The sequence below is a fragment of the Legionella steigerwaltii genome (assembly GCF_001468065.1).
GTDB classification, from domain to species: Bacteria; Pseudomonadota; Gammaproteobacteria; order Legionellales; family Legionellaceae; genus Legionella; species Legionella steigerwaltii.
Genome location: NZ_LNYZ01000006.1, coordinates 1 through 26435 on the forward strand (window position 1 = coordinate 1; position 26435 = coordinate 26435).

A 26435-nucleotide genomic window follows, 5' to 3' on the forward strand; every position below is an offset into this window, starting at 1 on the left:
TACTCATCTCAACAAATTGATTTAGTCAAAAGCGCGTAGAATATCACATAAAATCAATAACTTTTAGACGCCAGGGTAATATATTGACGAGCATCTTGTTATCCCCTACTCGCTTGATTGCAATGATTTTCGGTTCACTACAACACCTGGTTTTTCATGTGCCAAAGAATTTTATGACCGATTAATGAATACGTTTCGTTATCTTTATCAAGAAAAACGTCTTGCCATAATGACTATAGGCTTGCATCCACGCCTGAGTGGAAAACCCGACCGCTGTCTTATCTTAAAACAATTTTTAGATCATTTAACTCAGTATCAAGATATTTGGATAACAAGACGAATCGATATAGCTCAATTTTGGGCGGCAAACTGCCCTCTCAATAACTAAAATTACGATCATAACTCAGTAACTTAGTTTCGATCTTGCTTATAAAATTCAGGAAACACCAAGCCTAGTGCAAGAATCCCGGCTATTCGATCTAAATTATTTACGTAGCCTGGGTGCAGCGCAGCGGAACCCGGGGGTTCTCAACATCAACGAACCTCTTAATCCCGGGTTACGGCTTACGCCTCCACCCAGGCTACAATAGGTTTAAATATTGATTACCACTCTTACAGAACAATTTTCATTTAAAAAACTAAATGAAATTGAAAACAGATAACCCCTGTATCAATACAAAGCTTTGTTGTGCAACTTCCAAATTGTATAATTCCTGTTTAAATTCAGAAGCGGCAACTAAAGGATCGACTTCTTGTAATCGCTTTAAGGTAATTTTACTTTGCTCAATCAAATCGGAATTTGCTTCATCCGCATGTTGTAACTGATTCAGTCTGGAACCCAAGTTAGCTCGAGCATCCAAGATGGTACTTAATGCACTATCTATTTGTGCCAATATTTGATTATTCACTGTTATTGTAGCTGCTTTTTGAGTAGCAGTTGTATAAGGTTGATTCAAGTTATTAATCATATCCTGTATTGTTGCAAAAACAGATTCGTTTTGAGAAGGCGTGATCAAAAAAGCATCTCCCGGTGCAGGTGTGCCTGAAACTGCCATTTCCATACCATTAAAACTAACCGTCATTCCATCTTGATATAAAGGTGCATCATCAGGTAGCCCGGTTGGAGGGATCACATTCCCACTGGCTGCACCACTAACCATAACGACCAAATTACCCTGTGAGTTCAATGCAAAGCTCATTGTGTAATTGTCTGGCACATAAGCTGAAGGAGTAGATACTGAACCTGCATTTACTGATGCTGTTCCTGTATTAAGGGTTCCTGTTTGTTTAATAGAAAAACTACCGTTCCCATCAGGTATGCGCATAAAAAGACCATCTCCTGGGTCATTAATCGCCATTTGTAAACTATTACCAACAAGCTGGAAACGCTGCGTACTATCACCATTATATACATATTGCCCTGATGCATTTACTGAAAAGGGCATTGTAGATGTCTGGCCTCCGGCAAACATATAATCGCCATTGATATCTTTTGTATTTGCATAATCGACCAACTCATTCAAAATGATGTTCGCCTCAATTGCTAATGCCTTACGATCTTCCTCAGATAATGTCGCGTTGCCTGCTTGAACCTGAATATCTCTTAAACGTTGTAAACTCGTTGTACAATCATTTAAAATCGATTCTTCCATACTGAGTGCACTATCAGCACTTTCACGATTTTTTTGTAGAAGCTCTGTAAAGCTTATGCGCTGGTTCATGAGTTCAATTTGTGCAAAAGCGATGGGATCATCTGATGAATAACGCACTTTTAAAAAATTTTCATCAAGCTGTTCCTGCAGTTTTGCCACCTGTGCTTGTTTTTGTAATAAACTATTTATACTATTCTGATAAATTTGATTTGTTGAAATACGCATTCATCACCTCATCATGTCAAAAAGTAAGTCCATCATTTGATTGGCAATTTCCATTAGCTTTGCTGCAGCTTCATACGCTTGCTTGAATTGCAATAAGTTTTCTGCTTCCTCATCAAGATTTACTCCACTGATACTTTCCTGATAATCAACAGCTTGTTTATATAAAACCTGAAATGCATCGGAACGATTTTTAGCTTCGTTGGTTTGGCTTCCTGTGTCAGAGAGCAAATCAGAATAAACGTCAAAAATTGTTTCAGTACCGTTAGAAAAAATATCTTGCTGTTGGATTCCAGCCAAAAGTAAACCATTACGGTTATCACCATAGCCGCCCTGATTATACTGTGCAGTAAACTGATCTCCTGCATTCGGTGCACCGGATAAAGTAATCGAATAAGAGGGATTGATAGCATCTGGAATCTGAACCACATTGTCTGTGTTTGGAACAAATGGAAGTGGACCCGTGGTAATACCGTCAGTAACGTTGATCAGATTGAACTGAGTTGGGGAGATGAAATCAATGGTATATTGTTTAGAAACTCCAGCGGTATTTAAAATAGGTCCTAAAGCAATTTGTCCTTGTCCTGTATTATTTAGGGATGCGCTGGTTTGTACTGGTGATGCGAGGGCTAACTGACGAGGATCATCCATTAGTAAAGCAAATTTCTCTGCTGCGCCACGTGTCGGCATGAGAGTAAAAGAATCATTATTAGCTAAGTTAGTGATGTTATCTACAGTGATGGTCATGCCATCTACTACAATTTGTCCCGCTGGTGGGGCTGGTGGGTTACTAGTCCAATTTAAGGTCACTGAGGATCCATCCGAATCACGAATGAGTGTAACCTGGCTCGCGCCTGCATTCGTAACAACTAATTGATAATCACTGATTTTGGTTTGTGAGATATCAGAAATATTTACTGATAATACTCCAGACCCTATATTTGTCGCTGCTGCAACTGAGCGATCCAGTTGCATAGCCAAGGTGTTGTAATCGGTAAAAATATTCTGTCCTAATTGATTATTTAAGTCCATTCCCAAACTATTTTGAGCGTTGAACGCCTGTGCTAAACCAATAGCCATTTGTCCTATGACTTGACTGGCTTTAGATAAAATATTTCGTTCATAATCTAACAAACCACCCAATGTTCCGCTGCTTAATTGATTTGTAATGTCTATTTGTTCCGCACCAGTACCCAATAAAACATGAGTCCCTTGAGCTGTTATTTGATCAAAACTGACTGACAAAGCTCTTTGTGTCGTTCCGATTACCAACATTTGGCCACTACCAATACCCACATTCACCATCCCATTATCTTGTTCCACTACAGTTAAATCGGAATACTGAGATAACTGTTTGAGTAATTCATCCCGTTGATCCAATAAATCAGGAGAATTAGATGAATTCATTATTTGCTCATTTACTGCTGCAAGATTCGATGTTAATTGATTAATTGTATTCGCTATTTCTTTAATCTGCGCCGTTGAGTTTGCTTGATATTGATCAAGATTTTGTTGCAAAAATAAAAATTGGCTCGCTAACAATTGACTTTGACTCATAGCAACATTCCGTGAAGCTACATTGTCTGGTGCATTATTTAATTGACCTAGTGAGTCAAAAAAGGACTGTAATGATGAAGAAAGACTGCTACCATCCTGAGAAAGCAATTTATTAATTTCCAGGGCCTGCTGGTAAAAAGTATCATATTGGGATTTAACACTTGACGTACTTCTCACTTGAGCGTTAGCAAATTGATCCACGTTGCGGTACACGTTGTTAACAGCCACTCCTGTACCAATAAATGAACCCGCATAACGTCTGGATGGAGTTGGAGCAAACTGAATACTTTGTCTTGAATAACCTCGTGTTTTGACATTTGCAATATTATTTCCAGTGACACTCAATGCATTTTGAAAAGCATTCATTCCTGAATAAGCAATACTTAGTATTGACATAATTGTTTGCTCCCTGACCTAATCTTCAAATTACCTTCAGCAGTAGTTACTTCAAACTTGCTCTGATAACTCACAACGTTGTATTGCCTGATTTAATTCCTCACCATGATAAATTGATAAAATTTTTGTACCATAATCAGGATCGGTGGCATACCCTGCTTTATGCAATTCATTAACATAAAGTTCGGGGTTTCTGGCACTGGCTAAAGCATTTTGATATCGCTCACTGTCTTTGATTAAAGAAATATAATCATTAAAACTTTGCTCAACTGATGGATATTTTCTAAATGATGCGTTGATTTTAATTGGCGTATCGGCAATATATTCAGTTGTTTTAACATTTACTGAATCAAACTCATTGCTGTTACCAGATTTTATGTTGAATAAATTGTTACTGCTGCTGCCATAAGCATCCTTGGTCACATATTTTCCCCACCCTGTTTCTAATGCTGCTTGAGCTATCAAAATTTTAGGGTCCAAACCAATAATTGATGCTGCTTGTTTTGCTTGGGGCCAAATTGATTTGACAAATTCATCAATTGTACTTGCCGTTTTATCCTGTTTTTCTTCTTTTACCGCTATGGGAGATATTGAGTTAGAACTAACCTGCATATCCGTTGTTCTTTTTTCTGGTTGTTCTACGGTAGGTAGATTTTGCTCCATTTGTTTCGCAAGCATATCGGCTAAACCAACACCTTTAGAGTTCGCAATAGTGCTTGCATATTGAGCATCCAGCATATCTTGAAAGGTTTCCCTATCCTTGCCCCTAAATGGACTCGATTCTTCTAGAAAATGCTGCCCCATGCGCATACTTTTCATCATGGACTGTAAGAATATTCCTTCAAATTGTTTCGCTGCCTCAGGCAGGGCCTCTTTTTCATTATTTTGTGCTTGAACTTTTAATTCATTCAATGCACTAAAATCACTGGTTGCAATTCCATGTACCGTCATATCAATCCTTTATTTTGATGGATCACAATTCCAATACCCACCTATATCACGATTAAGGTGGCATTTAAAGCACCTGCTTGCTGTAGTGCTTCAAGTATCGCGATTACATCAGCAGGCGTTGCTCCTACAGCATTAATCCCTCTAACAATATCCTTTAGTGTCACACCCGGTGGTAATACAAACGCATGATTATTTTTTTGCTCAATGGCAACTTGTGATTGCTGGGTTGAAACCGTACGCCCACGAGCAAAAGCATTAGGTTGGCTTATCACTGGAGTTTCAGTCACACTCACCACTAAATTACCATGTGAGACCGCCGCCGATTTGACAATGACATTAGAGGAAATAACTACCGTTCCTGTACGCGCATTAATAATAATTTTTGCTATCGCCTCAGCAGGTTTGAACTCTATATTTTCCAATACCGAAACATAGTCCACACGTTGGGACATTTTCTTGGGCGCAGTGACAACCACTGACGCAGCATCCAAGGCTCTAGCAGTTCCTGGTCCCATCATTTCATTAATGGCATCACTCATGCGTTTTGCTGTAGTAAAGTCAGGCATGTGCAAATTAAAAGTTAATTCTTTGGTAAAATAAAAAGGATTAGGAATGTCGACCTCAATGGTTGCACCATTAGGAATTCGTGCCCCACTTGGCACATTGACTGTAACACTTGTACCATCACTTCCCGATGCACTTACACCAGACACGATCACATTTCCTTGGGCTACTGCATAAACTCGCCCATCTGCTCCTTTCATTGGGGTCATTAATAAGGTGCCACCTAATAAGCTTTTTGAATCACCAATAGAGGAAACATTCACATCCATAGCTTGTCCCTTTTTCATAAAAGAAGACAAACTCGCGGTCACCATCACTGCAGCCATATTTTTTGAATTAAGCTTGGTTCCCGGTTGAATGTTTACGCCTAATTGAGTGAGCAAGTTTGCAAAAGTGTCTTCAGTATATCGAGTTCCAGTTTTATCTCCAGTACCATTTAAACCAACAACCAAACCATAACCAACTAATTGGTTGGTACGTACGCCAGCCAAAGTCGCGAGATCTTTAATTCGTTCGGCATAAACGTGATTTGCTATCAAGTTTATCGTCAGCATCCATGTAATTATCAGCAATCGCCGCATTACAATTTCCTTGTTAATTAAGCATTATTTAAATAAATCGTTCCCAATTGTAGCCTGGGTGCAGCGCAGCGGAACCCGGGAACGATTTAGCGCTGATCCCGGGTTCCGCTGCACTGCACCCAGGCTACCAAGCACTCAGACTACAATACTTCGCTTTGCCAGGCTTATAAGTCACGTTAGGTTGGGAATAATGGACCCCACATAATTCGTGCCAGCCAGCCTTGGGCATTCGTGTTATTCACTTGTCCTGTGCCACCGTACGCAATACGAGCGTTGGCTATACGATCTGAGGTGACGGAGTTATCGGCTCTGACATCTTGAGGTCGAATAATACCTGATAAACGTACGTATTCTTCTCCTTGATCGATTTTCACCCATTTTTCACCCTGTACTACCATGTTACCATTTGCCAGCACCTGCGATACCGTAACTGAAATACTTCCTGCCAATTTATTATTCTGTACCGCTTGGGCAGACCCATTGAATTGTCGTTGATTGTTTAAATCAAAATCCATGCTGTAACCACTACCAAAAGAAATAGGTCGTCCTAAAAAGAGCTTGTTCTTAACTACATTAGTATCGGTTTTCTGCTGTTGCAGAGTTGCATTTTTTGATGCGTTAGTACTTTCAACTAAAAATACTGTAATTATATCTCCTGGATGTCTTGCTCTTGGCGTTTCAAAAAGAGGTAAGGCAGTTTCCGGACTATAAATTGCTCCCGACTCTTTCCTTAACTCTTTTGGGTCGGGTGTTGTTGGATACGTAGGTGCAAACTCAGGGTCCTTCCCACGCTGAGGTGGATTTAAAAGTTCACACCCACTCAAAAAAATGGCAACTGATCCTGCAACAAGCAAATTAAATAATTTCATCAATGAAATCTTCTTAAACGGTTTGATTTAGGTATTGCAACATGTTATCCACAGTCTGGATACCTTTTGCCGTAATCTCATAGCTTCTTTGTGCTTGAATCATATTAACTAATTCTTCAACCACATTCACATTCGATGCCTCTAAAGAGCCCTGTAACAAGGTGCCGACACCTGAATTTCCTGGATTATTCAATGTTGCTGCACCACTTGAAGCCGTTTCTATAAAAAGGTTTTGTCCTATAGGCTGAAGTCCTGCTGGGTTGGTAAAATTCGCCAATTGTATGGTTCCAAGTACGGTTGGAGTAGTACTTCCAACTACTGTAGCACTTACCACTCCCTCAGTACTAATCGTTACCCCTAAGGTTTGAGCAGGAATATTTATTGAGGGTTGTAATGCATAGCCATTAACATCAACGAGCTGCCCTGTGCTATCCACTGTAAAAGTACCATCACGAGTATATGCTTGAGTCCCATCAGGCATCAAAATTGTAAAGAAACCTTGACCTTGTATCATTAAATCGTAAGGGTTACGTGTATTTTGCGCACTGCCCTGTTCAAATATTTTTTCAGTAGCGGCTAAATGGACACCAGAACCTGCATTGATACCTGTTGGAATTAAAGAGTTCTCTGAAGATTGAGCGCCTGCCTGACTTGTATTTTGATAAAGTAAATCTTGAAACACTGGTCTATCTTTTTTAAAGCCAGTTGTGTTGACGTTTGCCAAGTTATTAGCAATCGTAGCAATATTTTTTTCTTGGGCTTCCAAGCCTGATTTGCTTACCCATAATGCTGGTTCCATGGGGATCCCTCCGCAATTATTCTTACTTATATACTAAAAATGGGGTTATTCGTGCAATACTTGTGCCAATTTTAGAAAATTGTCTTCAACTGTAGACATCACTTTCATGTGTGCATCGTACTCACGTCCAGAGGTAATCATTTCTACCATCTGGTCAATCGCGTTAACATTAGATCCTTCAATAGCACCACTTCGTACCTGGACACTTGCATCAGCAGCAGGGGGCGTTCCACCATTTTTCAATTGATATAAACCCTCTGAGCTTTTGACAATATTATTTTTATCCAGAGTAACTAACTTAATTCTATCTAATATAGCCGCGCTTTTGGGATCACCACCAAGCGGAACAACTGTAATCGTACCATCAGCTCCAATGTTTATTTCCTGAGCTGGGGGAATTGAAATGGGTCCGCCATTGCCTAAAACAGGGTGCCCAGAAGCGGTTGTTAACATGCCATTTACATCCAACCGTAAATTTCCAGCCTTCGTGTACCCCTCTTTACCTTGACTGTTACTCACAGCAAACCAGCCATTGCCCTCAATTGCTATATCTAGGTTGCGTCCTGTTGTCGTAATATCGCCAGGACTTAAATCAAGTGCATTTGGATTTTGTATCGCAAAGGCTGCTCCGCTGTCTGATCCCCCCATATTTGCATACATGGTTTGTGCTTGATACATATCCGCTTTAAAACCAGGAGTATTAACATTCGCCAAATTATTGGCGATTATTTCCTGGCGCTTAAAACCGATCCGTCCACCACCTGCAGCATTATATAAGATAGGATCCATGAGTTACCTCCTAACGCATATTAATAATTGTTTGTGTGATCGCGTCACCAGCACGAATTGATTGTGCATTCGCCTGAAAATCACGTTGTGCACTAATCAAATCAACTAACTCACTGGTTAAATCCACATTAGATTGTTCCAACATGCCCGATTTAATGGCACCTAATCCACCTGTATTACCAACTCCTACCAAAGGTTGGCCTGAAGCGGAAGTTTGTGTCCAGCAAACATTTCCTACGTTTTGTAACCCTGTAGGATCGGCAAAATTAGCTAATTGAATTTGTCCCATAGCCATGGACTGACCATTGGTATAAATACCTAGAATCAGGCCACTATCATCAATATTTAAACTAGCTAAGCTTCCTGTTGTATAACCGTTTGATGAAGTAGATTGAACAGCAAATGGGCTACCAAACTGAGTACTGTTTGTTAAATCAACATTTAAATTTAAAGGATCAGCCCCATTATTCAAGTTAAGCGATAATGGAATCAAGTTATTCGCTATAGGCGCACCACCAGGACTAGCTATCCCAACAAACGATCCATCAGTATTAAAATTCATCTCAAACAGATTCGCAGTATTACCTGTACCTGTAATAGGTGGAACATCCTGATTATCGATTTGAAATGCAACATACCATTGATTTTCTGTACCTGGAGGTGTTGCAGCATTAGGTTGTCCCGATGCGGCAGCAGAATTTGCTTTAATAAAATACATACTCAGCACATGAGAATTACCTAAACTATCATAAATAGTCAATGAGGTTGGATTATTATAAGAACTACTCAGCGGTGCTGTTCCACCAGTCCAGTCAACTGCTGGGGGTGTACTTTGCGAATTTAAATTAACACCAGTTGTCACCGTAGTACTTGCCTGAGGGCTTATATTCTCTGTATTTATCTGCAATTTCCCTGACGTTCCAGTAATATTCCCTTTTCCGTCTGAAAGTAGCCCAGTCAGATATTGTCCGTTAGCATTGGTAATATAATTTTGGTTATTCAAACTAAACTCACCAGCACGTGTATAGACTGGTCCGCCTCCTGGATTTTCTAAAATAAAAAATCCAGAGCCATTCACTGCCAAATCCAGACTGTTTGTACTATTGGTTAAATTTCCTGATGCAAACTGTTGTTGAACCGAGGTTAACATCACTCCACCACCAATAGAGGTACTGCCAGCACCAAAGCTACCATAACCACCGAATGAGTAAATATCGCCAAAATCCGCACGAGATCCTTTAAATCCTACTGTAGAAGAATTTGCTATATTATTGCCTATAACGTCCAAATTACTTGTTGCTGCTTGAAGTCCACTTAGTGCTGCGTCAAAAATCATTTTAGCCTCCTGCTCTTAAACTGATATTTGTCTTACCTGATCCAATGATATTGGTCCAACCCCTGCTACATTTAATTTTAAGCCGTCACCATTTTGACCAAGACTTACACTATCAACGTTTGCAGAGGTCATTGTTTTTAAAGACACTTCTTTTCCACCATAAACTGCACGAACCTCAACTTTATATTTACCTTCTTTCACGCGATTATTGTCCCCACCAGTACCATCCCAGGTGAATTGAAAAAATCCAGGTGCAGGTTGCCCTAAAGGAATTGTTTTTATAAGTTCCCCAGAATCTGAATAAATAGAGGCACTCAAATTACTTAGCCCTGGTGGAATATCTACAGCAGTCTTTGTATCACCATCAGCACCCAGTTGAAGCGAATTACTATTCACTAGCACCTTGCGACCCACTAAAGCTGAAGCTTGTAAAGCCTGATTTGACTGTAGGGAAGTTGCCATCTGTTGCAATGACTCTTGCATTTTGGTAACGCCATCATTGGTACTAAACTGAGCCAGCTGAGATAAAAATTCACCATTTACCTGGGGTTGCATGGGATCCTGATTTTGAATTTGGGCCACCATTAAACGTAAAAAATCCTGTTGCCCCAAACTTTGCTTTGTCTGAGAATCGATTTGATTATACGGAAGATTAGATTTATTCGCTCCATTAACCGAATTCGTTGTCATTCCCTGTTCTCCCTTTATTCACCCAGCTTCAAGGTACGTTGCATAAGCTGTTTTGTTGTATTAAGCAATTCAACATCCATTTGATATGACCTTGAAGCTGAAATTACGTTTGCCATTTCTTCAACATAATTTACATTCGGTGTATAAACAAATCCTTGTTTATCCGCCAAAGGATTATCAGGTGCATAACGCTTTATAGGATCTGAAGTACTCTCATAAGTGCCTTTAAGCTGAACGCCTCCCGATATTTGTTCCCCCATCCATTGATTCGCCTGTTCTTGAACCGCTTTAAAAATAGGATATTTTGCTTTATACACTTCGTTAGCATTACCTGACTCTACGTTAGCATTACTCATATTCTCAGCGCTAGTCGTTAAACGCGCTGTCTCAGCAGTTAATGCTGAACCTGCAATATTAAAAATTGCGCTTAATGTCATGATTATTCTCCTTTCAGCGCAAGCATCATAGATTTGATTTTATTATCAAGAAAACTCAAGCTGGCTTGATAATTAAGCGAGTTGCGTGCAAATTCCGTGGTTTCTAAATCTTTATCTACTGTGTTTCCATCTAAAGACATTTGTGAAGTAACTCGATATTTCAAATTCGCTGAAAAATCGGCGTTAGCATTAATATGATTAGGAGAAGTAGCCTCCATCTTTTGAGCACCACCAGCCATACTCGCTGCTAGAAACTCATTGAAATCGATATCCTGAGCTTTATAATTGGGAGTGTTGGCATTGGCTAAATTGTTTGCCAACTGCGAAGCTCTGTGGTCACGCGCTACTAAAGCTTTAGCATGTATTCCAAAATATGTATCGAGATCTAACGCCATATTTCCCCCTCTTTAAGTAAGTCCAACTAGAAAAGCAAACATTGTGCCAATTTCAAATAAGTGAGAAAATAAGTAGGTTATAAACTGGGGATCTCAGCCATGCCAAAGAACAGTACACTTCCTGAAAATGCTCTAGAACAAGTAAAAACCTATCTTTTACAGCTGCAAAACACCATTTGCTCGAGACTTGAAAATTTAGATGGCCAAGCTCAATTTATTGAAGATAAGTGGAAGCGTCCAACAGGTGGTGGTGGAATTACGCGCGTTTTGGCGCAGGGTTCCGTCTTTGCAAAAGCAGGTGTCAATTTTTCCCACGTATTGGGAGCCAATCTTCCTGCTTCAGCCAGCGCACACCGTCCCGAATTAGCAGGCAGAAATTTTAATGCGCTTGGCGTATCTTTAGTCATTCACCCCGACAATCCCTATGTACCTACCTCACATGCAAATGTGCGCTTTTTTCTTGCAGAAAAAGAAGGCGCTGACCCAGTTTGGTGGTTTGGTGGTGGATTTGATTTAACGCCCTATTATGGATTTGAAGAAGACTGCATACATTGGCATCAAACCGCATTACATGCCTGTCAACCCTTTGGCCAAGCAATTTATCCTAAGTTCAAACAATGGTGTGATGATTATTTTTTTATCAAACATCGAAATGAAGCGCGTGGAATTGGTGGCTTATTTTTTGACGATTATAATGAAATAAGCTTTGATCATAGTTTTGCGCTAATGCAAAGTATAGGCAATCATTATATTGAAGCTTATGCGCCAATCGTGTCGCGTCGCAAATCTCACCCCTTTGGAGAGAGAGAAAAAGCATTTCAAAACTACCGAAGAGGACGCTATGTGGAGTTCAATTTGGTCTATGACCGTGGCACTTTATTTGGTTTACAATCAAACGGCAGAACGGAGTCCATTTTAATGTCCTTGCCCCCAGAAGTCACATGGGAATACAATTGGCAGCCTGATGCACAGAGCACAGAAGCGAAACTTTATACTGATTTCCTGCCACCCCGTGATTGGTTAACATAATTAATTGACATTGAAGCATTGTAGCCTGGGTGCAGCGTAGCGGAACCCGGGAAATGGGGTATTATTGCTCCCGGGTTCCGCTACGCTGCACCCAGGCTACTTCAATTAGTTTTCTGGTAAAGGCACTTTCTTTAAGTAAATTAGAGCAAATATCGCAACCAGAGCATTTAATACGCTTAAAATTAAAAAAATCTGTGGAATTGCGGCACTAAAATGCAATAAACCAATGACCATAAACGTACCCATAACCATAAATAGGGAATTATAAATATTATTGGTCGCAATAATTCGTGCTCTAGAATGAGGCGGACTCATAACCTGTAAATAAGTATATAGGGGAACAACAAATAGGCCTGAACTAAAAGCGAGCATAAATAAGTCAAAAGCAATGCGCCAATGACTAAAGCGTGTAAAAAAGGTCATTAAAGAAAATAAGGTATCTTGTTCTGTTATTTCAGGTGTAGCCCAATACAAATCCATTGTAAAACAAGTAAAAGCAAACATAGCCCAAGGAACCATAGGAAGATTAATCCTCCCTTGAAAAATAAAATTAACCGTTATGGAACCCAATGCAATGCCAATTGAAAATAATGCCAGGAATAGTGCAAAAACAGTATTACTAGCTCCTAAAACATAATTTGTGTAGTCGGGCAGTTTTGTCAGGATTATTGTCCCTAACAACCAAAACCAAGATAAAATTAAAATAGATAATAAAATACCAAAATGATCTGTAGCATGCTTCAACATTTTATAAGTAACACGCCAAATCTGCATATCGACTTTAATATATTCGGATGTTGAAGGGGCTCTTGGTATGAACATACTTGAAGTTAATCCTGCAAGAGCAACAATCACTGTTAAATAAACTGCCATATAAGGCTTAGGACTATTTACCCCAATAGATAAGGTACCCATAGTAGTTCCTAATAAAATAGCAATAAAAGTACTCGCATCAATTAAACCTGTTGCACCTAATAAGTCCTTCTTTTGCAAATGGTCAGGTAGAATGGCATATTTTATTGGTCCAAAAAATGTTGAATGAACCCCTAAACCAGTCAAGGTCATCATCATCAGAAAAATATTTCCCCAATATAGAGCAATGCTGCCGATAATCATTAAAAATAATTCCAATACTTTAATCACTCGAGTCACTAAAGCTTTATCGTATTTATCCGCTAATTGTCCAGAAGTGGCTGAAAGAAGAAAAAAAGGTGTTATAAATAAAGCACCTGCTATTGCCTGATAAAATTCAGATTGGGCTTGGTCATGTGTTAAATGATAACTAATTAAAGTGAGCATCGCTAATTTGAATGCATTATCATTAAAAGCGCCAAAAAACTGGGTAAGAAAAAAAGGCAAAAAAATACGCTTTTTTAAAAGGTAAAAAACACCAGTGCCCATCAGCATAAACTCCGTAGGTTAATCGATAACCGTTCATTATATCCATTAGAAGATGAATACTACACTGAACGGTTATTTAAATCTGCCCTATTTGATATCAATAAACAACTTGCAAGTCCGATCGGCTCGTTTTTAATGCTGAAGGAAAGAGATGATTATGTTTCAATATTAAATCTTCAAGATGATCATGAGCTTCTGCCTCACGCACGAGCTGAAATAGCCCAATCTCTGAGATTTTATTATCCGATAAATCAACATATTTTAAATTAGTATTGGATTTTAGTGATTGCGCAATAAGCTCAGCACCTGCATCACCGATTTTGTTGCTTCTGACATTTAGGTGAGTTAAAGATTGCGATTCAGTTATCATAGCTGCAATTTCTTCAGCACATCGTTCGTTCAAGTTGTTATATGAAATATCCAAAATTTTCAATGAAGAATGCCTCAACACAAAATGATGTAATGCTTTCATTCCATCCAAACCAAAATCATTACAACTTAATACTAATTCATTCAATTCGGTATTTGCATCTATTGCATCTAATAAACGCTGCACGCCAATATCTCGTAACCAATTTAATGATAAATCCAAAACAGTCAGCTTTTTATTGTTTAGAAAAGAGAAAAAATCAGTAGAAATTTTGTCTCCTATCCAATTATCTATGAACTTAATTGTATTTATTTTTTTACTGGACAAAGAATCAAATAAATAGCTAATACGATCCGTATCAATATGATTTGAGTAAAATGAAATCTCATTAACTTTTGATGATAATTTCAAGATATCATGCAATGCCGCATAATCTTTATCATTCAAGTAAGAGTGATCCACACTAATCTTTTTGATTGATTTACATTGTTTTGAACCTTTGGACTGCAAGTACTTCTTAAGATGAGGAATTGCCAAATGGTGATGCAACTGAAAAAATTCAATTGCCTCTAACTTTCCATGATCATGTTTCAGTCTAATCGTCATATTACATCCTTTGTAAATTGAACCGTTATTTAAGTGTAGATGATCTTTTTTCTTTGGATGTAATAAATTAAAGAAAGAAATTTCTCTTTTTCTTGAAAAGCACCCCCCTTACCCATCTCTCAAGCGGGAGACAGGACTCTCCTTAACATAAGCTAAGAAATATCTCTTCTCCCTACAAGGGAGAAGGTGTCAGTGGGGGCGGATGAGGGTATTTATCAAATTTGTGCGATTAAGCGAGTCAGTACATTTCCTGGTCCTACTTCTATGAAAACTGTTTCGCCTTGATCTTTCAAATATCGGATTGTTTCAGTCCAGCGAACAGGGTGAGTAATTTGTTTTACTAAATTATCTTTAATCATATTGTCGACATAAGGTTCCGCTGTGACATTAGCAATCACTTGCGATTGAAGTGGCAAAAACTGAAATGGAGCAATAAATTGTGCAAACTCATCAGCTGCAGATTGCATATAACGTGAGTGAAACGCACCACTGACTTTTAAAGGTACACACATCAAGGCTTCATTGGCAAGAAGCTCATTAGCCTTAGCAATATCCCCAGCAGGTCCAGAAAGGACAATTTGCTTAGTCGAGTTAAAATTGGCAAAATCCACCGAATCCAACCCATTAGCTTTCAATAAAAATTTGATTCTATCTTCAGTTAAATTAATTACAGCAAGCATTCCTCCACCACTGGCTTGAGCCATCAATGCACCACGCTTTTGCACCAGTTTTAACCCAGTAATAAAATCAAAAACGCCTGCGGCAAATAAAGCAGCGTATTCTCCTAGACTATGTCCTACAAGGTATTGTGGCATTGGTTCTTCCTCAGCTCTAGCTAAAAAAGAAAGCGCTTCAATAACATATAATGCAGGTTGAGTGTATTCGGTACTCCCCAATTGCTGCTTTGGATCATCCAGGCATAATTCTTTAATGGAATATCCTAGAGCCTCATCAGCTTGCTTTATTTGCTCAGGGAAATATGAAAATAATTCAATTCCCATTCCTTTGGCCTGAGAACCTTGTCCAGGAAACATATAGGTCGTCATAAATCTCCTTTTCTCACATGAATATTCCCAATAGTACCCATGATAAATAGAACCCTATATAAAGTCATTATTCATTTAATAAAAAAAACAATAAAATCAAGATTATTAATGATGGAAAATATTAATCTCGATAATTTGTTATCCTAAATAAATAATGTTTCGCCAAAGAATTGACAGGATCAACTTTAGGGTGAAGGAAATCCCCATTCTCATCACGAATCATTCCAAGTTTTTCCATAACGCGTTGCGAACGTAAATTGTCAGGTACTGTGAAAGCAACTATTTCTTTCAATTTTAAAACATGAAAAGCATAATCCAAAACAGCTTGCGCTCCCTCAGTTGCATACCCCATACCCCAAAAAGAAGATGCCAAGCGCCAACCGATTTCCACACAAGGTGTAAAATGTGCTTCCCAAACCGGATTGTTTAGACCAATAAACCCCATAAATTGTTGTGTACTTTTTTCTTCCACAGCCCACAAAGTATAATTTTTCGCAGCGAGTTGAGCATTCATTTGCTCTATAAAATAAGTAACCATGTCCATAGTCCAAAGAGTGGGAATAAATTCCATCACCTTAGGATCTTGATTTATGGAAAAAAAAGGAGCGATATCATGGTCGCTCCAAGCTCTTAATAAAAGCCTCTTAGTTTCTATAGATTTCATGGCAGATAAATTGTACCTTGTAAATAAAGATGACTCGTTCCATAAAGAAAAACTCGTCCTTCTTTTACCTCACATTGCAATTTGCCTTGACGGTTACCCCCTTGCATTGCATCAATACGTGATTTACTCAATTGTTCACACCAATAAGGCGCAATAACACAATGTGCTGATCCGGTCACTGGATCTTCTGGAACATTACACCCTGGATAAAAACACCGCGAATAAACATCTGTATTTTTACCAGGAGCAGTTAAGATTAAACCTCTATAATCCAAACGAGCTACTGCATCCAAGTCAGGTTCAGCGTCTCTCACGTCCTGTTCGTTATCATAAACAAACATTAAATCAAACTGACTTTTAAAGACTTTTTGAGGTTTTTTTAAGTTGAGCTGCAGCAACTCAGGTGAAAGTTCGATTGGATGATAAGACAATGCTGGAAAATCCATCATTAACCCATTCCCATGTCTGCGAACAATTAGCGCCCCACTCTTGCAATTAAATTTTATTTCTTCGTTCTTAAATCCTAATTGTTCAAAAATAACATGCGCAGTCGCAAGCGTTGCATGACCACATAATGCCACCTCTTCATTGGGTGTAAACCATCTTATATAAAATCCATCTCCATCAGGAACAAAAAAGGCGGTTTCTGATAAATTATTTTCTGTAGCAATCTTTTGCATTTCTTTTTCAGTGAGCCAGCTGTCTAAAGGACAAACTGCTGCTGGATTACCTTCAAAAAGAGTAGATGCAAATGCGTCCACTTGATACATAGGCAAATTTTTCATAAACACACCTCTTAAAACAATAATAAAATAACAAGAGAGTTATATATGAAGATATTTTTAGGGAATTCAAGAGTCTTGATACGGTTTCTTTTTTACGATGAATTTTTAGACAAAGAAAACCACTTGATTAGTTACCACATCCTTATGATCATAAGCTCAGGCACAGTAGAAAACGTTGCCAGAACAAAAATTCTTAGATTGTAGCTATAACCAAAATTATTGCATGAGAAGCAAACCCGGGTTTTAGGTAAATCCTTAGCCCAGGTTAAACTTAACACGCAGCGATAGCTGAGAATATTTGATCGTTACTTTACTTATTCAGTAATAATGGTAACGTCTTGTGCTTTTAACCCTTTTGGTCCTTTATCAAGCACAAAAGAAACTGGATCATTTTCATGAAGAGTTTTAAATCCAACACCTTGGATATCTTTATAATGAACAAAAATGTCATCACCATTTTCATTAATAATAAATCCAAATCCTTTTTTCTCATTGAACCATTTTACATGGCCCGTTTCTCTTTGCGACATTAGCTATCCCCTTTGTCTTAAGCTTTACTATCCAACTATTACAGATGTTTATTTTCAGTGTAAAAATATTCATAATTAAGACACTGAGTTATAATAAACATTTACTCATGTAGGAAATAATTCCCTACATATAGATTAGCATAGCAGTTTTTTATTGATTGTTAAGGATTTTTTAAAAAAAATCGAGATCTTTATACTTTTTTTTTCTAGCGGAAATACATAATGAATCAGATGAAATCAGCTTTTATAAAATTAGCACTTGATTGCCAAGTATTAAAATTTGGTGAATTTACTTTAAAGTCCGGACGAATCAGTCCTTACTTTTTTAATGCAGGATTATTTTATCAAGGTAACGCTTTATGGCAGTTGGGACAATTTTATGCAAAAACTTTAATCGAACATCAGGCTCAATTTGAGCATTTATTTGGACCGGCTTATAAAGGGTTACCTCTCACTACTGCAACAGCTATAGCTTTAGCAGAGTTAGGTCAAGAAACCACCGTTACTTTTAACCGTAAAGAAGTAAAAGATCATGGTGAAGGGGGGCAATTAATTGGTGCTCCATTAACTGGAAGAACAATTATTGTTGATGATGTCATTACGGCAGGCACAGCTTTTAGAGAGTCGCAGGTTTTAATTAAAGAAAATGGTGGCCAATTAACCGGGGTTGTTATTGCACTTGATCGATGCGAGCGTGGGTTAACCAAAGAATCTACATTGACTGAAATTAAAGCTCAAGGCATTGAAGTATATTCCATCATCACTTTATTTGATTTAATCGACTACTTAAAAAATGCAAATCAAAGCGAATATGTTCAAAAGCTTGAAGCTTACCACTCTGTTTATGGTGCTAGCATATAAAAATTTAATACCCTTCCCCAACACTATTTTTCTTAGTAACCTGGATGAATTGTAGCCTGGGTGCAGCGCAGCGCAACCCGGGAAATGTAGTTATACCGATCCCGGGTTGCGCTGCGCTGCACCCAGGCTACAATTCATCCACTCTACGATTGTATTTATTTTCAGTACTATAAATTTCGCCTCATCCCTTATTGACAGTATTTAAAACAATCAGTATTATTGTATTAATGTTCTATCACGTTAATACATTAATATGAAAACACATACGCCGATAAAACATACTGCTCTACCTGATTTAATGCATGCCATCAGCTTGCTTGAAAATAAAGAAGAAGCCTTACAATTTTTTACTGATCTATGCACTCCTGCAGAATTAGAGGCAATGGCCGATCGTTGGCAGGTTGTTCCTTTATTGCGACAAGGTATCCCCTATCGCACCATTCATGAACAAACGGGGGTCAGTGTAACCACAATAACCCGTGTGGCACGCTGTTTGAGCTTTGGTACAGGCGGTTATGAGCTAATTGCGAAGAGATTGGAGTCATCGTGAAAAATCGTTTACGTTTAGCCCTGCAGAAGAAGGGGCGTTTATCTGAAGAATCATTAAGTCTTTTACAGCAATGTGGTTTAAAGTTTCGCATCAAACCTAATAGCCTACTTACTCATGTTGATAACTTTCCTATCGATTTACTTTTTGTACGTGATGATGACATACCCACCTTAGTATTTGATGGTTTATGTGATGGCGGAATCGTTGGTGAAAATGTCTTATTCGAAGCATCTCTTGCCAATCCGGGCAAATCATACAAAATTTCAGCAGCATTAGGTACATGCACTTGTCGCTTATCAATCGCTGTTCCTGAAGCTGCGGATTATCAAGGCCCAGGAAGTCTAGATGGGAAGCGAATTGCTACCAGTTACCCTTATTTACTGAATCAATATTTACGTGATAAAAAAATATGTGCGGAAAGTCTTGTTTTATCAGGTTCAATTGAAGTTGCCCCGCGAATGGGTATGGCAGATGCAATTTGTGACCTGGTTTCAAGTGGCCAGACCTTAGAAGACAACAAGCTTTATGAAGTCGATACCGTACTCTCAAGTCAAGCAGTATTAATCCAAAGTGATCAAACATCTTCTTCTATGTTTCAAGACTTATTTGACATGCTTTCTCGAAGAATCCAAGCGGTACAACAGGCACAAGAAAGAAAATACATTGTTTTTCATGCACCTAAATCAGCCCTCGAAGTAATTGCAGAGAAACTACCTGGTGCTGAGTCACCTACAATTCTGCCTTTACCAGGAAATATGAATAAAGTAGCCGTTCATGTTGTTTCCAGTGAACGCGTATTTTGGAACACTTTAGAAACCATTCAAACCCTCGGAGCCAGTTCTATATTGGTTTTACCTATAGAAAAAATGTTGGAGTAGTATGATGTTATCGATTAAAAATTGGCAATCCCTATCAGAAGCTGATAAAAAACAATATCTTACCCGTCCCCTGAAAATGTCCTCAGTACAAAACAAAGTGCAAGAGATTATTAAACAGGTACGAACATTTGGAGATCAGGCTTTATTTGCATTGACAGAACAGTTTGATGGCGCTCGTTTGGAAAGCCTGAAAATTCCCATGAGGAAAATTGAGAACGCATGCGTTAGTAAGAAATCACTGGAAGCCATTAATGAAGCGATAAAAACGATTACCCTCTATCACCAAGCTCTTTTACCTGAAGACAAGAACATTTGTACCGCTAGAGGAGTAACTATTTACAGTACCTATAGACCACTTCAACGAGTCGGTTTGTATGTGCCTGCTGGTAATAAAACACCGTTAATTTCTTCATTATTAATGCAAGCTGTACCTGCGCTTGTGGCGGGATGTCCTATAAAAATACTATGTACCCCGCCTGATGCCTCAGGTTCAATCAACGAACATCTGCTTGTGGCAGCACGATTATGTGGCATAGATACCATTTTTACACTTGGTGGGGCACAAGCAATCGCTGCGATGGCTTATGGTACAGAAACCATTACAAAGGTAGATAAAATTTTTGGGCCAGGAAACAGTTATGTTACAGAGGCCAAAACATTGGTTGCCTCAGATCCATACGGGGCAGCTATAGATATGCCTGCTGGACCTTCTGAGGTCATGATCAGCGCAGATAATCAAGCAAATCCTGCATTTGTCGCTGCCGATTTGCTCGCACAAGCGGAGCATGGCGTTGATTCACAAGTCATTTTGGTTTGCGACACGCTTGAATTTGCGGAACAGGTGAACCAACAACTGCAAGTTCAATTCAATACTCTATCTAGAACGCAGACAATAAAACAATCCATGGCGAACAGTATGATATTTGTATGCGCTGAAAAAGTAGAACAATTAAACATGATTAATTCCTATGCGCCGGAACATTTGATTGTAAATCGAGAAGATGCTGAGTCTTGGGTCGAAGAGATCAATTCTGTAGGAACTCTATTTCTTGGACCATGGGCTGCCGAAACGCTAGGTGATTATGTAACTGGATCAAATCATGTTCTACCAACCAATGGTTTTGCCAAAAATCATAATGGTTTGAGTACGCTCGATTTTTTAACGTGCTTTAATGTGCAATCGATTAGCAAAGAAGGAATTAGGGCCCTAGGGTCTTCCGCAATTACGCTGGCCCAGATCGAGGGATTAGATGCCCATGCACAAGCAGTGAAAATTAGACTCGATTCACTGGAGATTTAAACATGTCAGTACTTAACTTAATCCGCTCTGAATTATTAAACAATAAACCCTATGTGATCGGAAGTGCTCCAATTAAACACCGACTCCATGCAAACGAGCTACCTTGGTCTGCATTAAGTACGAATATAGATTTAAATTTTTACCCAGAAAAACGTCTCAAAGACCAGTTACAAGAGCAACTAGCGGAACGTTATCAAGTTGATATAAATCAAATTGTACTCACTCGAGGATCGGATGATGGCATTGACTTAATCACTCGTTTATTTTTAAGTGCTGGACAAGACGCTTGTATGCAATTTTCGCCAACTTTTTCCATGTATTGTTTTTATGTAACATTACAACATGCCCAGCTTATCGAATGTCCTTTAGACCCGCTGCAAGAATTTAAAATCTCGATAGAAGAGATTCGCACTAGCTGGCAAAAGAATTGTAAGATTATTTTTTTGTGTAATCCTAATAATCCAACTGCTCACTTAATCGAGCTGGACTTTATTGCTCAACTTTGCACTGAATATAAAAATCGTTCCGTCATCGTTGTTGATGAAGCGTATATCGAATTTTCGCAAGCACAAAGTGCAGCCAGCTTAATTTCTAAGTTCGATAATTTAATTGTTTTACGTACTCTGTCGAAAGCCTATGGTCTTGCTAACCTTCGTTTGGGAATTATATTGGCACAAGCACATGTAATCCAAGCCTTTAATACAATTATGCCCCCCTTCCCTTTTTCCAGTGTTGTTATTGATTTAGCGCTACGTGCATTGGAAAAACGTGAATGGTTTCTTCATGCAATTGAAAGAATTAAAGAGTCTCGCGCTAAATTAATGAACGAATTACAATTATGCCCAGTGATTGAGAAAGTCTATCCAACAGAAGCAAATTACATTCTTGTTAAAACAAAATACTCGACGCAATTAGTTCCGTGGTTTGCCAGCCAAGGTATCGTGATTAAAAGTTTTTCGCCCCATTCACCTTTACATGATCATTTGCGAATCACCGTAGGTGATGATCCACAAAATGAGCTGTTACTGGATGCTCTATCTTCTTTTCAAAATAATGGTTTAGGAAATTAAAAATGCAAAAAATATTATTTATTGATCGTGATGGGACCTTAATCGAAGAACCTTTTGATTTTCAAGTAGACTCATTGGATAAAATTAAACTCACTCCCTATGTTATTCCTGCATTACTTCAATTACAAAATGAAGGGTTTCGCTTTGTTATGGTAAGCAATCAAAATGGTATAGGTACCCCCGCATTTCCTGAGGATGATTTTATGATTTGCCATGAATTTACTCTGGATCTTTTTTCTTCACAGGGGGTATTTTTTGATGAAATTTTTATTTGTCCTCACATGCCTGAAGACAATTGCTTATGCCGAAAACCTAAAACAGGATTGGTGGATCAATTCCTAAAGGAGAAAGCAATTGATAAATCATTTTCTTGGGTTATTGGCGATAGGGAAACTGATCGACAATTGGCTGATAATCTGGGCATCAAATTTTTACCCGTTTCTAAACTACACGGATGGGATCAAATTACCCAAACGATTCTTAATCACAAACGTAGTGCTGTGATTCAAAGAACGACAAAAGAAACCGAAATTAAATTGAACCTGACATTGGATGCGGATCAAATTGGCCCAATCAACACACCATTGCCATTTTTTAACCACATGCTGGAACAAGTAGCCAAACATGGTGGATTTAATCTTGAGTTGTATGCCAATGGAGACATAGACGTTGATGATCACCATTTGATTGAAGATACAGCAATTGCTTTTGGCGAAGGGCTAAAAAAAGCACTTGGGGATAAATGGGGTATTAACCGTTATGGGTTTATTTTACCTATGGATGAAGCCTTAGCCTCTATAGCTATAGATATTAGTGGCAGAAGCTTTTGCGACTTTAAAGGCCAATTTACCCGGGAATTTGTTGGAGGTATGGCAACGGAAATGGTGCCGCATTTTTTTAGCTCGTTAGCCGCTGCCCTAGGAGCCACCATTCATGTTGAAGTGAAAGGCCAAAATCACCACCACATGATCGAAGCCTGTTTCAAATCATTAGGAAGAGCGCTCGGCCAGGCCTGTATGAAAACAAATAACTCCCTGCCATCAACTAAGGGGATATTATGATTGCTGTTATTGATGTGAGTGGCACCAACCTAACTTCTTTGGTTAATGCATTAAAACGGTTGGAATTGAATTATCAATTAACACACGATGCAATGGTAATTAATAACGCAAGCCACGTGATTTTACCAGGGGTAGGCACTGCAGCTTATGGTATGAATGCTTTGCACAAGTATGACTTGATCGATGTGATTACCTCACTGGAACAACCACTGCTCGGTATTTGTCTTGGCATGCAATTGTTGTTCGAAAGCAGCGAAGAAAATGATGTTCGGTGTCTGGGGATGCTTCCCGGAAAAATAAAGCGCTTACGCCATCAAGATGGTTATCCAGTGCCTCACATGGGTTGGAATCAATTGCAATGGCACACAGAGACGTTGTTACGGCAAGGATTAAATGAACAAGACTATGTTTATTTTGTTCATAGTTACGCACTTGGTGAGAGTAAGTATGCATTGGCTTATTGTGAATACAGTGAACCATTCACGGCAATAGTTCAAAAAAATAATATTTGGGGCATGCAATTTCATCCGGAAAAATCCGCAGACACTGGAATGACTTTGCTAAAAAATTTTTGTAACAATTAAAGGCTGTTGGCAATTCGCTATTTAGGCCAGGATAGTTGAATTGTCAATAGCCTATGGAGGCTTTATGATCCTTATCCCTGCAATTGATATCCAAGCAGGTCGTTGTGTGCGTTTACGGCAAGGGCAATTTGATCAAGTCACTCAATTTGATGCACTACCCATAGAACGGGCTACCTACTTTGCGCAGTTAGGTGCGAAGCGCTTGCATATTGTTGATTTAGATGGTGCACAAACAGGAACGATGCAACAACTGCCTTTAATCTGTGCCATGCAAGGCACCGGTATCCCTGTGCAAGCAGGTGGTGGGATTCGCTCTTTAGAACAAGCAATGTTATGTGTTTCATCCGGAATATCTAATCTGGTAATAGGCAGTATTGCCATAAGCAATCCCGAACTCACGGCACAAATTATTAAAGTAATAAATGCTCAACACATTATTCTGGCTTTAGATGTTCGAATACAAGATAAAATTCCTATACCTGCCATTCATGGTTGGCAAACAACAACCAATCATAATTTATGGGATATTGTTTCCTATTACCAACAATTAGGAATTACGCAAATACTCTGTACCGATATTGCTTGTGATGGAATGATGCAAGGACCAAATTTTGAACTTTATAAGGAAGCAGTAGAACGCTTTCCACAAATTGAATGGCAAGCTTCAGGAGGCATCCGGGACACACAGGATATAAATCAATTGGATGCATTAGGAGTGAGTGCGGCGATTCTGGGATTAACCCTTTACCAAGGCAACTTAAATTTAGAATCAATGTTATTGTAGGTATAGTAGGTGTAGCCTGGGTGCAGCGCAGCAGGAGGGGACGGACCCCAACGGGGTCCGTCCCCGTTGCACTGGAGTGAGCGAGGCGATTCTGGGATTAACTCTCTACCAAGGCAAATTTGACCTAGAGTCGATGTTATTGACAAAGTGCCCGGATGCATTACTAATTAAGTGAGTACGATATGTTAACCAAACGAATTATTCCATGCCTTGATGTACGCAATAATCAAGTGGTTAAAGGAATCAAATTTCGCAATCATCGCGTTGTTGGCAATATTCTTGATCTTGCAGCTGAGTATTCTGCATCAGGTGCAGATGAGCTTGTATTTTATGACATTACTGCAAGCTCTGAGCAACGCTCAGTTTGTCCGGACTGGGTGAATCAAGTAGCAGAAACAATTAATATTCCTTTCACTGTAGCAGGTGGAATTCGCTCGCTTATTCAGGCAAAATCGTTATTAAATTTAGGAGCTGATAAAATATCCATTAATAGCCCAGCATTAGAAAACCCTGACTTAATCAATGAATTAAGTCGAGATTTTGGAAGCCAATGCGTTGTAATAGGAGTTGATAGCCAATGGATAGATGATGATTATTATGTCTATCAATACACTGGAGATGAGAAAAGAACACTTAACTCTAAACGTAAAACAAAAGAATGGATAAAGGAAGTACAAGATAGAGGAGCAGGAGAAATTGTATTAAATTGTATGCAAGCAGATGGAGTGCGTAATGGCTATGATTTACATCAATTAAAACTGATGCGGTCTTTATGTCAGGTGCCATTAGTTGCATCGGGAGGTGCCGGAGCACTGGATGACTTTACTCAAGTTTTTCTTGAGTCTCAAGTAGATGGAGCTTTAGCTGCCAGTATTTTTCATGACAAAATTTTGACAATACATGAAATAAAATTAGCATTAAAAAAACAAAAGATTGAGGTACGATTATGATTCACATGGAAATTAATTCTTTGGATTGGAAAAAAATGAATGGCTTATTACCAGCCATTATCCAAAATGCTGAAAATGGTAGTGTTCTAATGTTGGGTTATATGAACCAAGAGGCTTTGCTCGCTACACTCACCACAGGCCAATTAAATCTCTACAGCCGAAGTCGAAAACGCCTATGGCGCAAAGGAGAAAGCTCCGGTAATAGCATGTCCATCCAACATATCAGTGTTGATTGTGACAGTGATAGCCTCTTAATTCAGGTTTTACCTAAAGGCCCAGCCTGTCATTTAGGTTATACGAGTTGCTTTCAACCGGCGCATAATTCAAATTTAGGATTTATACATGAGTTAATTGAGTTGATTAATGAGCGCGCTGAATCAAAAAATGAAAACAGTTATACAGCACAACTATTAGAATCTGGACTCTCACGATGTGCACAAAAAGTAGGTGAAGAAGCAGTAGAAACAGTAATTGCTGCAGTAAATAATAACCGCGAAGAATTGGTTAATGAAAGTGCTGACTTAATTTTTCACTTATTTGTTTTATTAAAAGCATGTGAATTAAGTTTTTATGATGTGTTGCAGTGCTTGCGAGACCGAGATAGAACGGTTCATACTTAAATAAGTTATAACTTGTAGCCTGGGTGCAGCGCAGCGGAACCCGGGAATTATGAGCTTCATTTAAATCCATTAATCCCGGGTTCCGCTGCGCTGCACCCAGGCTACAAA

The 26435-nt window shown here is 38.8% G+C and carries 28 protein-coding genes and 1 pseudogene; 12 read left to right on the plus strand and 17 right to left on the minus strand.

The window, feature by feature from the left end; translation table 11 throughout:
* Positions 1–79: 79 nt before the first annotated feature.
* Positions 80–388: pseudogene (locus Lstg_RS04305) on the plus strand (chitin deacetylase); the annotation flags it as partial.
* A gap of 250 nt (positions 389–638) precedes the next feature.
* On the opposite strand, the gene flgL reads toward Lstg_RS04305, so the two are convergent.
* From flgL to flgB, 11 genes are all read right to left on the minus strand, one after another.
* Entirely contained in the window at positions 639–1877 is a 1239-nt protein-coding gene (gene flgL / locus Lstg_RS04310) for a flagellar hook-associated protein FlgL (protein WP_058476443.1), read from the minus strand.
* Positions 1878–1880: 3 nt separating this feature from the next.
* Positions 1881–3827, minus strand: coding sequence for a flagellar hook-associated protein FlgK (gene flgK / locus Lstg_RS04315; RefSeq protein WP_058476444.1), 1947 nt, complete (start codon positions 3825–3827; stop codon positions 1881–1883).
* 51 nt (positions 3828–3878) lie between these two features.
* Positions 3879–4778, minus strand: coding sequence for a flagellar assembly peptidoglycan hydrolase FlgJ (gene flgJ / locus Lstg_RS04320; protein ID WP_058476445.1), 900 nt, complete (start codon positions 4776–4778; stop codon positions 3879–3881).
* 41 nt (positions 4779–4819) lie between these two features.
* Complete coding sequence (locus Lstg_RS04325) at positions 4820–5923, minus strand: flagellar basal body P-ring protein FlgI (RefSeq protein ID WP_058476446.1); 1104 nt, start codon at positions 5921–5923, stop codon at positions 4820–4822.
* A gap of 176 nt (positions 5924–6099) precedes the next feature.
* Entirely contained in the window at positions 6100–6792 is a 693-nt protein-coding gene (locus Lstg_RS04330) for a flagellar basal body L-ring protein FlgH (RefSeq protein WP_058476447.1), read from the minus strand.
* A gap of 13 nt (positions 6793–6805) precedes the next feature.
* A complete protein-coding gene (gene flgG / locus Lstg_RS04335; RefSeq protein ID WP_058476448.1) occupies positions 6806–7591 on the minus strand; it encodes a flagellar basal-body rod protein FlgG in 786 nt (261 codons plus the stop codon).
* A 45-nt stretch (positions 7592–7636) separates the two neighbouring features.
* Positions 7637–8380, minus strand: a complete 744-nt coding sequence (gene flgF / locus Lstg_RS04340) for a flagellar basal-body rod protein FlgF (protein WP_058476449.1) — start codon at positions 8378–8380, stop codon at positions 7637–7639.
* 10 nt (positions 8381–8390) lie between these two features.
* Positions 8391–9716, minus strand: coding sequence for a flagellar hook protein FlgE (gene flgE / locus Lstg_RS04345; protein WP_058476450.1), 1326 nt, complete (start codon positions 9714–9716; stop codon positions 8391–8393).
* 15 nt (positions 9717–9731) lie between these two features.
* Positions 9732–10406, minus strand: coding sequence for a flagellar hook assembly protein FlgD (locus Lstg_RS04350; RefSeq protein ID WP_058476451.1), 675 nt, complete (start codon positions 10404–10406; stop codon positions 9732–9734).
* 14 nt (positions 10407–10420) lie between these two features.
* Complete coding sequence (flgC, locus tag Lstg_RS04355) at positions 10421–10843, minus strand: flagellar basal body rod protein FlgC (RefSeq protein WP_058476452.1); 423 nt, start codon at positions 10841–10843, stop codon at positions 10421–10423.
* A 2-nt stretch (positions 10844–10845) separates the two neighbouring features.
* The gene (gene flgB / locus Lstg_RS04360; RefSeq protein WP_058476453.1) at positions 10846–11238 is read right to left on the minus strand and encodes a flagellar basal body rod protein FlgB; all 393 of its coding nucleotides are present in this window, start codon (positions 11236–11238) and stop codon (positions 10846–10848) included.
* Positions 11239–11337: 99 nt separating this feature from the next.
* On the opposite strand from flgB, the gene hemF reads away from it, so the two are divergent.
* A complete protein-coding gene (gene hemF / locus Lstg_RS04365) occupies positions 11338–12267 on the plus strand; it encodes an oxygen-dependent coproporphyrinogen oxidase (protein ID WP_058476454.1) in 930 nt (309 codons plus the stop codon).
* A 105-nt stretch (positions 12268–12372) separates the two neighbouring features.
* Here the strand turns inward: hemF and Lstg_RS04370 are convergent, their stop codons facing one another.
* The 6 genes from Lstg_RS04370 to Lstg_RS04395 all read right to left on the minus strand — a co-directional run bounded on the left by Lstg_RS04370 (position 12373) and on the right by Lstg_RS04395 (position 17669).
* On the minus strand, positions 12373–13668 hold the full coding sequence (locus Lstg_RS04370; protein ID WP_058476455.1) for an MFS transporter: 1296 nt from the start codon (positions 13666–13668) through the stop codon (positions 12373–12375).
* A 97-nt stretch (positions 13669–13765) separates the two neighbouring features.
* Positions 13766–14644, minus strand: a complete 879-nt coding sequence (locus tag Lstg_RS04375; RefSeq protein WP_058476456.1) for a leucine-rich repeat domain-containing protein — start codon at positions 14642–14644, stop codon at positions 13766–13768.
* 215 nt (positions 14645–14859) lie between these two features.
* Positions 14860–15690: an ACP S-malonyltransferase gene (gene fabD, locus Lstg_RS04380; protein ID WP_058476457.1), complete on the minus strand. Its 831-nt coding sequence runs from the start codon at positions 15688–15690 to the stop codon at positions 14860–14862.
* Positions 15691–15811: 121 nt separating this feature from the next.
* Entirely contained in the window at positions 15812–16354 is a 543-nt protein-coding gene (locus Lstg_RS04385; protein ID WP_082650799.1) for a GNAT family N-acetyltransferase, read from the minus strand.
* Positions 16351–17139, minus strand: coding sequence for a PhzF family phenazine biosynthesis protein (locus tag Lstg_RS04390; protein ID WP_058476458.1), 789 nt, complete (start codon positions 17137–17139; stop codon positions 16351–16353). Before Lstg_RS04390 ends, Lstg_RS04385 begins: the two co-directional genes overlap by 4 nt.
* 314 nt (positions 17140–17453) lie before the next feature.
* The gene (locus Lstg_RS04395) at positions 17454–17669 is read right to left on the minus strand and encodes a cold-shock protein (protein WP_003631957.1); all 216 of its coding nucleotides are present in this window, start codon (positions 17667–17669) and stop codon (positions 17454–17456) included.
* A 222-nt stretch (positions 17670–17891) separates the two neighbouring features.
* Between Lstg_RS04395 and pyrE the strand changes: the two genes are divergently transcribed.
* From pyrE to hisIE, 10 genes are all read left to right on the plus strand, one after another.
* Positions 17892–18530 (plus strand): orotate phosphoribosyltransferase, encoded by a 639-nt coding sequence (pyrE, locus tag Lstg_RS04400; RefSeq protein WP_058476459.1) that lies wholly within the window; start codon positions 17892–17894, stop codon positions 18528–18530.
* Between the two features lie 253 nt (positions 18531–18783).
* The gene (locus Lstg_RS04405) at positions 18784–19080 is read left to right on the plus strand and encodes a YerC/YecD family TrpR-related protein (RefSeq protein WP_058476460.1); all 297 of its coding nucleotides are present in this window, start codon (positions 18784–18786) and stop codon (positions 19078–19080) included.
* Positions 19077–19958 (plus strand): ATP phosphoribosyltransferase, encoded by an 882-nt coding sequence (hisG, locus tag Lstg_RS04410; protein WP_058476461.1) that lies wholly within the window; start codon positions 19077–19079, stop codon positions 19956–19958. Before Lstg_RS04405 ends, hisG begins: the two co-directional genes overlap by 4 nt.
* Before the next feature lie 4 nt (positions 19959–19962).
* Complete coding sequence (hisD, locus tag Lstg_RS04415) at positions 19963–21258, plus strand: histidinol dehydrogenase (protein WP_058476504.1); 1296 nt, start codon at positions 19963–19965, stop codon at positions 21256–21258.
* Between the two features lie 2 nt (positions 21259–21260).
* Complete coding sequence (gene hisC / locus Lstg_RS04420; protein WP_058476462.1) at positions 21261–22328, plus strand: histidinol-phosphate transaminase; 1068 nt, start codon at positions 21261–21263, stop codon at positions 22326–22328.
* A gap of 2 nt (positions 22329–22330) precedes the next feature.
* Positions 22331–23389 carry a bifunctional histidinol-phosphatase/imidazoleglycerol-phosphate dehydratase HisB gene (gene hisB, locus Lstg_RS04425; RefSeq protein WP_058476463.1) on the plus strand — a complete coding sequence of 353 codons (1059 nt, stop codon included), beginning with the start codon at positions 22331–22333 and terminating at the stop codon, positions 23387–23389.
* Positions 23386–23973: an imidazole glycerol phosphate synthase subunit HisH gene (hisH, locus tag Lstg_RS04430; protein WP_058476464.1), complete on the plus strand. Its 588-nt coding sequence runs from the start codon at positions 23386–23388 to the stop codon at positions 23971–23973. Before hisB ends, hisH begins: the two co-directional genes overlap by 4 nt.
* Before the next feature lie 64 nt (positions 23974–24037).
* Positions 24038–24757, plus strand: coding sequence for a 1-(5-phosphoribosyl)-5-[(5-phosphoribosylamino)methylideneamino] imidazole-4-carboxamide isomerase (locus Lstg_RS04435; protein WP_058476465.1), 720 nt, complete (start codon positions 24038–24040; stop codon positions 24755–24757).
* Positions 24758–24939: 182 nt separating this feature from the next.
* A complete protein-coding gene (gene hisF, locus Lstg_RS04440; RefSeq protein ID WP_058476466.1) occupies positions 24940–25707 on the plus strand; it encodes an imidazole glycerol phosphate synthase subunit HisF in 768 nt (255 codons plus the stop codon).
* A complete protein-coding gene (hisIE, locus tag Lstg_RS04445; protein ID WP_058476467.1) occupies positions 25704–26327 on the plus strand; it encodes a bifunctional phosphoribosyl-AMP cyclohydrolase/phosphoribosyl-ATP diphosphatase HisIE in 624 nt (207 codons plus the stop codon). The genes hisF and hisIE overlap by 4 nt, the downstream gene beginning before the upstream one ends.
* The last annotated feature ends 108 nt before the right edge of the window (positions 26328–26435 follow it).